6 protein-coding genes are annotated in these 13,705 nt (G+C 68.0%); 2 read left to right on the top strand and 4 right to left on the bottom strand.

Annotated elements, in window-relative coordinates; all coding sequences use genetic code 11:
* Positions 1-8 precede the first annotated feature (8 nt).
* Positions 9-2,954, bottom strand: a complete 2,946-nt coding sequence (locus tag HUA74_RS13820; RefSeq protein WP_174454918.1) for a choice-of-anchor D domain-containing protein — start codon at positions 2,952-2,954, stop codon at positions 9-11.
* 261 nt (positions 2,955-3,215) lie between these two features.
* Positions 3,216-4,121: a DMT family transporter gene (locus HUA74_RS13815; protein ID WP_174454917.1), complete on the bottom strand. Its 906-nt coding sequence runs from the start codon at positions 4,119-4,121 to the stop codon at positions 3,216-3,218.
* A gap of 179 nt (positions 4,122-4,300) precedes the next feature.
* On the opposite strand from HUA74_RS13815, the gene uvrA reads away from it, so the two are divergent.
* Positions 4,301-7,201 (top strand): excinuclease ABC subunit UvrA, encoded by a 2,901-nt coding sequence (gene uvrA / locus HUA74_RS13810; RefSeq protein ID WP_174454916.1) that lies wholly within the window; start codon positions 4,301-4,303, stop codon positions 7,199-7,201.
* A gap of 469 nt (positions 7,202-7,670) precedes the next feature.
* On the top strand, positions 7,671-9,116 hold the full coding sequence (locus tag HUA74_RS13805; RefSeq protein WP_141647079.1) for a POT family MFS transporter: 1,446 nt from the start codon (positions 7,671-7,673) through the stop codon (positions 9,114-9,116).
* Between the two features lie 107 nt (positions 9,117-9,223).
* On the opposite strand, the gene HUA74_RS13800 is transcribed toward HUA74_RS13805, so the two are convergent.
* Positions 9,224-10,615, bottom strand: coding sequence for a peptide MFS transporter (locus HUA74_RS13800; RefSeq protein WP_174454915.1), 1,392 nt, complete (start codon positions 10,613-10,615; stop codon positions 9,224-9,226).
* Between the two features lie 163 nt (positions 10,616-10,778).
* A complete protein-coding gene (locus HUA74_RS13795; RefSeq protein ID WP_141647077.1) occupies positions 10,779-13,685 on the bottom strand; it encodes an ATP-binding protein in 2,907 nt (968 codons plus the stop codon).
* Positions 13,686-13,705: the final 20 nt, after the last annotated feature.

The following is a 13,705-nucleotide window of genomic DNA, read 5'->3' as shown; positions in this document are numbered from 1 at the left end:
AGCAATCCCTAGTTGCAGCCCAGCGGGTACGTCACCTCCACCAACGAGCCGGGCGCGGGGGCCGCGTCACGGTCGAAGATGATGGTGTTGGTGCGCGCGTCGTAGTGCCAACCCGTGGTGACCTGCACCCCGTCCACCTCGACGACGATGCGCGTCGAGTCGGCGGGCACCTCGGTCAGCGGGAAGTTGCGGTTGGGACCGAAGGCGCTGTTGGAGAGCTTCTCCAGCGACGAGGCCCAGTTCGGCGTGCAGATGCTCTCCACCACGCCGCCCGTCGCGCTCGCGAGCTGGAGGTAGCGACTGCCGGAGCTGCTCGACGTGGGGCAGGTGGCCAGGTCCATGGGGCCGACAATCGCGTTGATGCTGAGCTTGGACTTGTCGTTGCCCTTCAGCGCCAGGAAGTACGTCTCGTAGAAGGACACCGGCTGCGAGCTGAAGTCCTCCTCGTCCGAGAGGAAGATGATGGCCAGCTTCGCCTCCTCGCGCAGGAACCCGCCGTTGCCGTCGTTGGCCAGCGGGGTGCGGACGTCATCCAGGTTGTAGAGCAGCGGGTCCGACAGGGCACGGTGCGCCGCGTCCAGGCCCTGCTCGTTCCAATGACACACACCCACCTGCGTGTTGGCGGCGAAGACCCCCGCCGCGTTCGGCGTGTCCGGGGTGATGATGCGGGGCCGAGAGCCATCCACCGGGAACAGACGCCCGTTCTCTCCGCCCTGCGCGCCACCGGGGCACTCGGACCAGCCACCTGGAGATGGGTCCAACCCCGTCGTGGTGACACCGATGCGGTAGTCCACCGCCGCCGCGCTCGCCGCGCTCAGGAAGGCCGCGAAGTTCTGCCCCAGGCTCTGCTGCTCCTCCATCATCGAGCCCGAGTTATCCACCACGAAGAGGACGTCCACCTTCGCCTTCGACTCCTGGAAGAAGCGGTCCGTCTGCTCCGCCTTCGTCACGCCCCGGCCCACCAGGCCCGCCGTGTACTCGCCCCCATCCTCCAGCCGGAAGCGCAGCGCCGCCGCGTCATCCCCGTCGTCCGTCGGCGTGTAGCGCGCCGTCAGCTTCACCCGCGCGCCCGGGGCAATCGTCGCCGGGAAGGGGTTGGCCGACGCCACCTCGAACTCGCTGCCCGTCTGCTCCAACTCCATGCCCGCGACCTTCACCGGGCCAATGCACTCGTTGATGGCCAGCAGCTCCCGCGTGCGCGGGCCGCAGGACAGCTTGGTGATGCCGAAGTCCACCGTGGTGGGCTGCACCGCGAAGCAGCCCTTCACGCCCTCGCCCACCAGCGTCACCAGCGGGTGTCCCAGCGACGGGTGGTTCACCCACGCCTCCGCGAGCCCCTCGAAGGCACCCTCGGCCTCCGGCTTGAAGCGCACGACGAGCGTGGCCTTCTGGCCGGGCTGGAGCACGCCATTGGGCACCGCCGCGGCGACGAAGGACGGGTCCGAGCCCGCCACCAGTTGCATGGAGGCCAGGTAGCACGCCTCCGCGCCGGTGTTGCGCAGCGACACGCCCAACGCCACCTCCGCGCCCACCGGCACCTTGCCGAAGCGCAGCTGCTGCGGCAGCGCGTACTGGCACGGCTTGAACGCGCGGCCCTCACCCTTCAGCTCCACCGCCTCCGTCGACGTCGTGCTCCCCGCCCGCACCGTGACGGCGAGCTGTCCCTCGCTGGCACCCGCCGCGCCCACGCGAGGGCTGAACGTCACGCCCACGAAGGCCGACTGCCCCGAGGGCACCGTCACGCTGGCCGGCGCCTGCGCCAGGGTGAAGTAGCCCCCCTGCGCCGTGTCCAGCCGCAGGTTGTTGACGAGCACGCTGTCGCGGCAGCGGTTGACGACCTCCACCGCGCGCGTCGCCGTCATCCCCTCCGCCACCACGCCGAAGTCCACCTTGCGCGGCAGCACCGCCACGCAGGACGTGCCACCCTCGCCTGTCAGCGACACCTTGGGGCCCGGCGCGGAGGATCCCTGCTCCCGCACCCCCACCTCCACCCGGCCCTCACCCGCGCGCCCCAGCACCACGGGCGTGAAGGCCACGCGCACCTCCACGCTGGCGCTCGGGGGCAGGATGCCACCGCTGAGCACCGGCTCGCTGACCACGCGGTAGACCCCGCCGGGATTGGCCTGAAGGTCGACGCCCGACCAGCGCAGGGGCTCCGTGCCCTGGTTGCGCACGGTGATGGACTGCTCCGCGCTGGCCCCCAGCGCCACGCGCCCGAAGTCCAGGCGCAGCGGCGTCACCTCCAGCTTGGAGGCCACGCCCATGCCCTTGAGCGGCACCACGGCCGGCTCACAGCCCTCGCACACCACGACACGCAACTCCGCCGTCGCGAAGCCCAGTCGCCGAGGCGCGAAGGCCACCGACAGCACGCGCTGTTCACCGGGCGCCAGCATCTCCGGCTCGCCGCGCTCCGCGGTGAACTGGTCCGCGTCCGCGCCCTGGACGGACAGGCCCAGCGCCGTGTCCACGTCCGACGTGTTGCGCACCGTCACCTGCCGCATCTCCACGAAGCCCATGGACACGTTGCCGAAGTCCAGCTCCGTGTCGGGCACCTCCAGGAAGGCCTTCACGCCCCGCCCGGACACCGGCACCTCGCCCTGCGAGTCCGCATCCGTGAGGAGCTCCAGCGAGCCCTGCACGGAGCCTTCGACGTCCGGCTTGAAGTGAACCTCGATTTCGCGCTCCGCCCCCGCGCCCAGGGTGAACGGCTCGAACGGAGGCACGGACACATTGGGGATGCTGGAGACGGCGCCTTCCACGCGGTACGACGCGCGGCCAGCGTTGGTCACCTTCAGCTTGAAGCTCTTGGTGCGACCCAGCGCCGCGGGGCCAAAGTCGATGGTCTCGGGGCGCACCACGAAGGCGCTCTTCGCTCGCTGCGAGGACGGGCGCTCACAGCCCATCCCAAAGACCAACGCCGCCGCCACCCACGCCACCCAAAACACACGTCGCATGCCTGCCTCCCCACGACTCCCCAAGCCCGGATCCCGCGCGGCCTCGCACCCCGCGATTCCGGCGGAGGGGGCGCTTTGCAACCCGAGTGCCCGGACCAAAGAGGGGTCCGAAGTCCACCGGCCAACGTGGCAAGCCGTGGGCCTGCCTGGGAAAGGGCCTTCCCCGACGTGGGAACAACATTTCCCACGGAGCGGGTGGGACTGGAATTCCTTCAGGAACGGCGGGTAACAGTCAGGAGAAACCGCCACCCATCCGGGGGCTCAGGTCGCGGTGCGGGCCGGCGCGGAGCGCCAGCGGTCCAGCATTCCCGTGCCCCAGAGAACGCCCACCATGCACACCAGGGCGCCCGTCACGGCCAGCGGCGAGACGGCCTCGCCCAGCAGCACCGCGCCCAGCACCCAGGAGAAGACGGGCGTCAACTGCGTGGCGACGCCGCCGGCCACCGCGGTGACGTAGCCAAACGCATACGTGAAGGTCATCTGCGCCACCACGGAGGTCAAACCCACGCCCAGAAGAGGAAGGGCGACATCCCAGCCGAGCGGCCTCCAGTCGTGCAGCGCGAAGGGCAGGCTGAACAGCAGGCCGAACAGACAGAAGGAGAGGAAGACGGTGGCCGCGTCCGTCTCGTGGCGCAGCGCGCGCACCACGACGACCGCCGCGCCGCCCAGCACCGCGGAGCCCATGCCCGCCCATGCGCCCAGGCCCAGGGTCAGCGACACGCCACCGTCCATCGTGCTCCACATGACGAGCCCCGCGCCCACCGTCGTGAGCACCAGTCCCGCGAGCAGGGGTCCCGTCACCCGCTCCTTCAAGAAGGCCCAGCCGATGATGGCCGCGTAGATGGGCCAGCACGCGTTGAGCAGCACCGCGGGGCCCACCGTCATCCGGTCGATGGCGACGAAGTACAGATAGACGGCCGCGCCGCCGAAGATGCCTCGCAAGCACCACAGCGGCAGGCGACCGAAGCGGGGCCCGCGGCCCATCACCGGATAGTAGATGGCCAGGAAGAGCAGGCCGATGAGGAAGCGGCCGGACGCCACCTGGCCTGGAGACAGGCGGCCGGAGAGCAGGCGGGTACACAGCGCCATCACCGCGAACAGCACGCTCGAGAAGACGAGCAGCGGCGTGCCGCGGAAGCGCACGGGGAGGACCCAGCGGGGTGTCATGGAGGGCGCCCCCTCTATCGGATTCCCCCGCCATCCTCCAGTGGTCTCGGGCCGCACGCCTGGAGGCCGGCCTCGGGTGGGAGTGGCGGCGCAACGCCGCGCGTTGACGACCATCCACCCACCGTCACGAGTTTTCCCACTACCGGAACACCTATTCAGTGGTAAATCGCCCGCCCATCATGTCCGAGCCCGACGTCATTTCCCTCCGAGGCGCCAAGGAGCACAACCTCAAGAACGTCTCCCTGGACATCCCGAAGAAGAAGCTCGTCGTCTTCACGGGAGTCTCAGGGTCCGGCAAGAGCTCGCTCGCCTTCGACACGCTCTACGCGGAAGGTCAGCGACGCTACGTCGAGAGCCTCTCCGCCTATGCCCGCCAGTTCCTCGGGCAGATGGAGAAGCCCAAGTACGACACCATCCGGGGCCTGTCGCCCACCATCTCCATCGAGCAGAAGGCGGCGAGCAACAACCCGCGCTCGACGGTGGGCACCGTCACGGAAGTGCACGACTACCTGCGCGTGCTCTACGCCTCCATCGGCGTGCAGCACTGCCCCAACTGCGGCCGCAAGGTGGGCAAGCAGAGCGCGCAGCAGATCGTCGACGAAATCCTGAAGATGCCCGCGGGCAGCAAGGTGCAGGTGCTGGCGCCGCTGGTCACCAACCGCAAGGGCGAGCACAAGGACCTGCTCACCGAGGCGCAGAAGCGCGGCTTCGCTCGCGCCCGCATCGACGGGAAGCTCAAGAGCCTGGAGGAGCGCGTCGAGCTGGACAAGAAGTCCAAGCACGACATCGAGCTCGTCATTGACCGGCTGGTGCTCAAGCCGGACATCAAGACGCGGCTCACCGACTCGGTGGAGACGGCGCTGCGCGAGGGCAAGGGCACCCTCATCATCACCGACGAGGCGGGCGCGTCCACGTCGGACCGGGTGATGAGCGAGCTGAACGCGTGCCCCGCCTGCGGCATCTCCTTTGGAGACCTGACGCCCGCGTCGTTCTCCTTCAACAACCCGCTGGGCATGTGCACGGACTGCAACGGCCTGGGCACCCGGCCGGAGATGGACCCGGACCTCATCGTCCCGGACCCGTCGCGCAGCATCCGCGACGGCGCCATTGAACCCTGGGCCAGCGGCATGAATCGCGGCGAGGGCTGGACGGCGGACTTCGTGGAGAGCCTGGCGAAGGCGTTCAAGATTGATTTGGACGTGCCCTACGGGAAGCTGTCCAAGCGCGAGCGCGACACGCTGATGAACGGCGGCAAGGGCAAGAGCTTCACCGTCGAGTGGGGCGAGAACGGCCAGTACAAGATGGAGTGGGAGGGGCTCGTCGAGCGCTTGATGCGCAACTTCAAGACGACCACGTCCGAGGCCCGGCGCACCGAGCTGCAGAAGTACTTCAGCAACAAGCCCTGCCCCTCCTGCAAGGGCGAGCGCCTGCGGCCGGAGAGCCGCGCGGTGAAGGTGCACGGGCACTCGATTGTCGCCCTGAGCCGGCTGACCATCTCCGACGCGCTCGGGTTCCTGGGCGAGCTGGGGTTGACGGCGCAGGAGCGGAAGATCGCCACGGAGCTCCTGAAGGAGATTCGCAGCCGCCTGTCCTTCCTGGTCGACGTGGGCCTGGGATATCTGATGTTGGACCGCACCGCGTCCACGCTGTCGGGCGGCGAGAGCCAGCGCATCCGGCTGGCGTCGCAGATGGGCAGCGAGCTGACGGGCGTCATCTACATCCTGGACGAGCCCTCCATCGGCCTGCACCAGCGCGACAACGGCAAGCTCCTGACGACGCTCAAGCGCCTGCGGGATTTGGGCAACTCCGTCATCGTCGTGGAGCACGACGAGGAGACGATGGAGGAGGCGGACTGGCTGGTGGACTTCGGCCCGGGCGCCGGCGAGCTGGGGGGACAGGTGGTGTCCCAGGGCACGCCGAAGCAGGTGATGGCGGACGAGAACAGCACCACCGGCGGCTACCTGTCCGGGCGGCTGGAGATTGAAATCCCCGAGCAGCGCCGCGCGCCCAATCCCAAACACCAGCTGGTGATTCAAGGGGCGAAGGAGAACAACCTGCGCGACGTGGACGCGGTGATTCCGCTGGGCATCTTCACCGCCGTCACCGGCGTGTCCGGCGCGGGCAAGTCCACGCTCATCAACGAGATTCTCTACCCCGCGCTCGCCAAGCACCTGTACGACAGCCGCGAGTCTCCCGGGAAGCACAAGGCCGTGCTGGGCTTCGAGCACCTGGACAAGGTCATCGACATCGACCAGCGGCCCATTGGCCGCACCCCGCGCAGCAACCCCGCCACGTACACCAAGCTGTTCGACGCCATCCGTGAAGTGTTCGCGATGACGCCGGAGGCGCGCACGTTCGGCTACGGCCCGGGCCGCTTCAGCTTCAACGTCAAGGGCGGCCGTTGCGAGTCGTGCGAGGGCGACGGCGTCAAGCTGGTGGAGATGCACTTCCTGGCGGACGTGTACGTGCCGTGCGAGGTGTGCGCCGGCAAGCGCTTCAACGAGGCGACGCTGCGCGTGCGCTACAAGGGGAAGAACATCGCGGAGACGCTCGACATGAGCGTGCGCGAGGCCATGGAGCACTTCTCCGCGCACAAGGACCTCATGCGCGTGCTCCAGACGCTGGGCGACGTGGGCCTGGGCTACATCCGCCTGGGCCAGCCCTCCCCCACCCTGTCCGGTGGCGAGGCCCAGCGCATCAAGCTGGCGCGAGAGCTGGCGCGCGTGGCCACCGGCCGCACGCTCTACATCCTCGACGAGCCCACCACCGGCCTGCACTTCGAGGACATCCGCAAGCTGCTGTCCGTGCTCAACCGGCTGGTGGCCGCAGGCAACAGCGTGCTCGTCATCGAGCACAACCTGGATGTCATCAAGAGCGCGGACTGGCTCATCGACATGGGCCCCGAGGGTGGCGCGGGCGGCGGCCAGGTGCTCGCCGTGGGCACCCCGGAGAGCGTCTCCAAGGTTCAGGGCAGCCACACCGGCCGCTACCTGGCGCACGTGCTGGGAAAGAGCCGGCGCGCTCGCGTCGGCAAGCGCGTGGATGGCTCGACGCCCGTGCAGCACGCCGCACCGGGCTGAACACTCCCACCGCATCCAAAACATGGAGCGGGGGGCTGAGGGTGCCTTCATTCACCCCCAACCCCCCGTCCACCTTGGAGGAAGACTTCACAGGTGGGGTGTGAGCCTCGAAATCATTGACAACGCCTGTTGCATTCTAGGGCCTTATCAATTCCTGTCAAACCAGCCCAGCCCGCTTAAGGTGTATCAACAAAGACGCACTGTCACCGGAACCGGGCCTTGGGCAGACGGGAGATTTCCGGTGGGACTGCGAAGCGGAGCGTGAAGCACGTGGCCCGCACGGGTTGAAGGCAGGCGGACCGCGAGGCCGGGTTGGAGGTCGCCCCTCCGTGGAGGAGAGGGCCGCCCGCCTGGACGAGAGGACGTGCCGCGAGGGGCTTCGGTGGAGTCCGGGCCCCGCGTTGGGTAGGGTTGGGCCTCTTGTCTTCTTGGAGCCCCCACCTTTCTCCACCAGGGAGCACCCCGCCTCATGGCTGAGAGTCCCGCCGCGCAGAACAACAAGTTCCCGCCGCAGATACCGTTCATCATCGGCAACGAGGCGTGTGAGCGCTTCAGCTTCTACGGGATGCGGAACATCCTCACGGTGTTCCTCATCGACTACCTGCTGAAGAACGCGGTGCCCGACTCAGGGCTGCGCGAGGCACAGGGCAAGAGCCTGATGCACACCTTCATGGCGGGGGTGTACTTCTTCCCGCTCATCGGTGGCTATCTCGCGGACCGCTTCTTCGGGAAGTACCGCACCATCCTCTGGCTGAGCATCGTGTACTGCGTGGGACACGCGTTTCTCGCCATCTTCGAGAACAACGCCACGGGCTTCTTCGCGGGCCTGACGCTGATTGCGGTGGGCAGCGGCGGAATCAAACCGTGTGTCGCGGCCATGGCGGGCGACCAGTTCAACGAGTCCAACAGCCACCTGGTGAAGAAGCTCTTCGCCATCTTCTACTGGACCATCAACTTCGGCTCGTTCTTCGCGTCGCTGTTCATCCCGCTGTTGCTCAAGAACTTCGGGCCGGCCGTCGCGTTCGGCATCCCCGGCGTGTTGATGTTCATCGCGACCATCATCTTCTGGTTGGGCCGGCGCCACTACGTCATCGTCCCGCCGACGGGGGCCAACCCGCACTCGTTCTTCAAGGTGGTGGGCAGCGCGCTGAAGAACCGGGGCCAGGGCGGCCACTGGCTGGACGGCGCCAAGGCGGCGCACCCCTCGGAGTCGGTGGAGGGCGTCAAGGCGGTGTTCCGGGTGAGCGGGCTGATGCTGCCCTTCGTGCCGTTCTTCTGGATGCTGTTCGACCAGAAGGCGTCCACCTGGGTGGTGCAGGCGCGCTCCATGGACCTGAACATCCTGGGGTTCGCCTTCCAGCCCAGTCAGATGCAGTTCATCAACCCGCTGCTGGTGATGCTGCTCATCCCCCTGCTGACGGCGGTGGTGTACCCGCTGTTCCAGCGCTCCGGCTGGGAGCTGACGCCGCTCAGGCGCATGCCGCTGGGGCTCGTGTTCGGCGCGGTGTCGTTCATCATCGCCGGCTTCTTCCAGGTGGCGATGGAGAGCGGCACGGTGCTGAACATCTCCTGGCAGATCCTCCCGTACATCGTGCTGACGCTGGGCGAAATCCTCATGTCCACCACGGGCCTGGAGTTCGCGTACACGCAGGCGCCCCGGGAGATGAAGGGCACCATCCAGAGCGTGTGGCTGGTGACGAACACGCTGGCCAACGTGGCGGTGGCCATCTCCGCGGCGCTCAACATCTTCTCCGGCTCCGGGCAGTTCTTCTTCTACGCGGGCATGGCGCTCATCGCCGCCGTGGGGATGACGCTGGTCGCCCGCCGCTACGTGGTGCGCGACTACTTCCAGACGTCCGCGCCCCTCCCCACCGAGGAGCGCAACGCCGCGGGAATCACCGCCCGGTCGGCCTGAGAAAAGAGCAACGCCGGAGCCCTCGAATCCGAGAGGAGCTCCGGCGTCAGGTGCTTCACCCGAAGAGGCGCGCTTCCCTCAGGGAGCGCGCCTCTCGTCGTCTGGACTCAGGCCGCGGCCACCGAGGAACCATCCTGCGTCGACGCGCCCTGGGGCGCGGGCGGCTTCTCTTCGTCCGTGCCGTGCATCATCCGCTTCAGGATGGGCGCCACGCCCAGCAGGATGAGTCCCGAAACGCCCGTGCCCAGGCTGATGTAGAGGAACACGTCGAACTCACCCAGCTTCTCCGAGTACGCGCCGATGACGCCGGAGAGCTTGTTCGCCGCCGCGTTCGCCAGGAACCACACGCCCATCATCGCGGAGACGATGCGCGCCGGCGCCACCTTGGACACCATCGACAGACCCACCGGCGACAGACACAGCTCACCCATGGTGTGGAACAGGTAGGCCAGGATGACCCAGTGCGCCGCCGCCTTGCCCATCGTCGCGCTCTGGCTCGACGCGCCCAGCATGAAGACGAAGCCCGTGGACAGGAAGACGAGCCCCAGGCCCATCTTCACCGGGATGCTCGGAGCCTTGCCCCGAATCGACAGCCAGCTCCACAGCCCCGCGAACACCGGCGCCAGCGCGACGATGAAGAACGAGTTGAAGTTCTGGAACCACGTGGTGGGAACCTCCCAGCCGAACATCGTCCGGTCGACCTTCTCGTTCGTGTAGAGATTCATCAGGCCACCGGCCTGCTCGAAGCCCGTCCAGAACGCCACCACGAACACCGCGATGATGAAGATGACGACGATGCGGTCAATCTCGTCCTTGGAGAACCCCTTCTTCTCCGCGGTCCCGTTGGCCCGCGCCTCCAGCGACGGCTTCACCGGCGCCAGTCCCACCGGGCCCAAGAGCTTCTTCTGCATCAGCATGAAGACCACGAGGCCCAGGAACATGCCCACGCCCGCGGAGCCAAAGCCGTAGTGCCAGCCGTACTTCTCACCCAGGGTGCCGCAGATGAAGTTGCCCAACATCGCGCCCAGGTTGATGCCCATGTAGAAGATGGTGAAGGCGCTGTCGCGACGACCATCCCCCGGCGCGTACAGCCCGCCCACCATGGTGGAGATGTTCGGCTTGAAGAAGCCGTTGCCCACAATCAGGAAGCCCAGGCCCGCGTAGAACATCGTCACGTTGGGGAGCGCCAGGACGAGGTGGCCGATCATCATCAGCGTGCCGCCGAGCACCACCGCCTTGCGCTGACCGATGAACCGGTCCGCGATGAAGCCTCCGACGATGGGCGTCAGATACACCAGGCCGGTGTACGTCCCGTAAAGGCTGAGCGCCTCGCCAGTGGTCCACCCGAACCCACCGTTGACCTTGCTCGTGAGGAAGAGGACGAGCAGGCCTCGCATGCCGTAATACGACATGCGCTCCCACATCTCGGTGAAGAACAGGAGATACAGCCCTCGCGGGTGCCCCTGGCGGGCAGCGCCCGCGGCTACGGTTCCTTGCATGCCGTGGTTTCCTTCGCTTCGGTGGTCGGGTGTGACTGAAAGAGCACTTGACTGTAGCAGACAGCGCAACAGCTATGCGCAAGTGGACAACAGGGGCGGCCGAGAATTCCCCAGCCCCCTGGCCCGCTCAGTTCACGTCAGGGCGCGTCGTGAAGCCCGCACCTCAACCCAGCCGACCCACGCGCGACTCACCCTGCCCCTCGGAGCCGTTGCCTGACGAGGAGCGTCCCCCCGGGGGACGAAGGGGCAGGTGCACCTCTACCTGAGTGCCCTTCCCCGGTGTGCTACGGACCTGAATGCGCCCGCCATGGCTCAAGATGATGCGCCGGCTGAGAGCCAGGCCCAGGCCCGTCCCCTCGCCCGCGGCGCGGGTGGAGAAGAAGGGCTGGAACAGCCGCTCCATGTCCTCGGCGCGGATGCCCACGCCATTGTCGCTGATGGTGACGACGGCCTCGTCGCCCTGGCAGGCCGTGGCGACTCGGACGCGGCCCTGCTCGCCCACGGCGCGCAAAGCGTTGTCCAGGAGGTTGAGCCACACCTGGTTGAGCGAGCCGGGGTCTCCCTGGATGGGCATGGTGCATTCGTAGGCCCGCTCCACGGTGACACCCGAGGGCACCTTCCACGTCAGCACGCCGAGCGTCGAGTCCAGCAGCGTGTCCAGCGACAGCATGATGGGCGCGTCGGAGGAGCGGGTGAAGGCGAGCAGCGACTCGGCGAGGTGGCGGATGCGCTGGCCGCACTCCTCCATCACCTCCACCATCGCGCGGCTCATCTCCGCGTCCGGAGAGCTGTCCGACAGCACCTCCTTCAGCGGCGTCAGCGCGTTCATCAGCCCGTTGAGCGGATTGCGCACCTCGTGCGCGAAGCCCGACGTCAGCAGGCCGATGGCCGCCAGCCGCTCATTCTCCGCGGAGCGCACCGCCGCTTCGCGCAGGCGCAACTGCGTTTCGATTCGCGCCAGCAGCTCGCGCGGGCTGAAGGGCTTGCCCAGGTAGTCATTGGCGCCCGTGCCCAGCGCCTCCACCTTGGCGGAGACCTCCTGCCGCGCGGTGAGCAGGATGACGGGGATGTCCACCGTCGCGGTCTGCTCGCGCAGGGCCACCAGCATCTGGAGGCCGGACAGCACGGGCATCATCACATCCGACACGATGAGGTCCGGCCGCTCCGCCATGGCGCGCTGCCGGCCCTCCTCACCGTTGACGGCCTCCATCACCCGGTAGTGCTGCTTCAGCAGACCCGCGATGAAGCCGCGAATCTCCACGTCGTCCTCCACCACGAGGATGCGGGGCGCATCCGGCCCCGGCCCCGCGTGGTCCCTGGCTGGAGCCACCACGGACGCGCGGCCGTTGTCGGGTACGCCCGTTTCCAGCGACGGGAACGAGCCGGAGATGCGGCGCTCCCGGCGCACGGGCATCTCCGCGCGGCGGCGCTCGCGCAGGTCCTCGCGGATGTGCGCGCGGCCCTTGGGCAGCCGCACGCGGAAGGTGGAGCCCTTGCCCAGCTCGCTCGTCACGCTGATGCCGCCGGAGTGCAGCTCCAGCGTCTCCTTCACCAGCGCAAGTCCAATGCCCGTGCCGCCAAAGCGGCGCGTGCCGCTGTTGTCCGCCTGGGCGAAGCGGTCGAAGATGACCTTCGTGTCCTGCTGGGAGATGCCCTGGCCGGTGTCCTCCACGTCCACCAGCACGTCCTTGTCGTCCTCGTGCACGCGCACCGTCACCCCGCCCGTCTGGGTGAACTTCAGCGCGTTGGACAGCAGGTTCTGGAAGACGATGTCCATGCGCTCGTGGTCCACCTCCACGGGCGTCACCTCCTGCCCCTCCAGGCGCAGGTAGACGTCCTGCCGCTCCGCCATGGCGTGGAACGGCGGCAGCACGGTGCTCAGGAAGCCGTTGAGCTCCAGCGGCTGGTAGCGCAGGCGCGCCTTGCCCGATTCGAGCTGCGCCAGGTCCAGCAGGTTGTTGATGAGGCGCAACAGGCGCTGGGCGCTACGCTCCATGGTGGCCACGTGCTGCATGACCACTTCCGGGTTGTTCTCCTCGCCCCGGCGCTCCAGCGACTCCAGCGTCAGCAGGATGAGGGTGAGCGGGGTGCGCAGCTCGTGGCTGACGTTGTCGAAGAACTCGCTCTTGAGCCGGTCCAGCTCCTGCTGGCGCAAGAGCGCGTCGCCCAGCTTGCCGTTGGCCTCCTTGAGGGCCTGGGTGCGCTCCGCGACGCGGTCCTCGAGGGCCACGTTGGCGCGGAAGATTTCGTCGTAGCGCTGCTGCAGCTCCACCAGCGAGCCCATGATGGCCTGGTTCTGGGAGCGGAGCGCTTCGTCCTTGCGCTTCAGCTCGCGCCGCCCGTCCAGCCAGCCGCCCATGGAGAAGCCGGCGGTGGCCAGCGACGCCACGCCGAAGACGGGGTGCGCCCAGCCCAGCGCGCCAACGACGAGCCCGCTCACCGTGCCCAGCAAGAGGCCCAGGTGGTGGCCCCACTGCGACATCGGGTCCGCCCAAGACAGGTGATAGCGGCAGACCGGCGCGCCCAGCACCTGACACTCCGACTCGCGCACCTCCGCGGGCAGCAGGCCCCAGATGGTGGGGATGGAGGCGAACTGCCCCATGCGCAGCTCACAGATGTTGCGGCTCTTCTCCGGCGTCTTGCTGGAGTACGTGAGCACCAGCTGCTTCTGCTCCAGGAACTCCACGTGGAAGCTGCCCACGCGGTTGTAGCTGGGCGCCAGCTCGATGGTCTTCAGGTAGCACATGCGCGGCGAGCCAAAGGCCCGCAGCAGGTAGAACGCGAAGCCCATCGCCTCCGGCGTGGCCAGGAAGAGGCCCGCGTTGCGCATGAAGTGCACATCGCCGGACTCCTTCATCAAGAGCGCGGACAGCCGCTCCAGGAAGGGCAGCGAGATGTAGTTGGCGTGCGTGCGCAGGTACTCCAGCGACAGCGGGATGTCGTGCCGGGCCCACAGCGCCTGCAGCCGCTCCACGCCGTACGTGCGCTCGAAGTACAGCAGCAACGTGGACGTCGTGCGCACGCTGACTTCGGGGGCATTGTCGGGCGTCTCCGGCCCCCCGCCTGACATGACTTCCCCTATCCCTTCGC

Source organism: Myxococcus sp. CA051A, assembly GCF_013336705.1.
In the GTDB taxonomy this organism is placed as follows: Bacteria; Myxococcota; Myxococcia; order Myxococcales; family Myxococcaceae; genus Myxococcus; species Myxococcus llanfairpwllgwyngyllgogerychwyrndrobwllllantysiliogogogochensis.
Note: the sequence above shows the minus strand (reverse complement) of the source record. Positions and strands in the feature narration are given on the sequence as shown.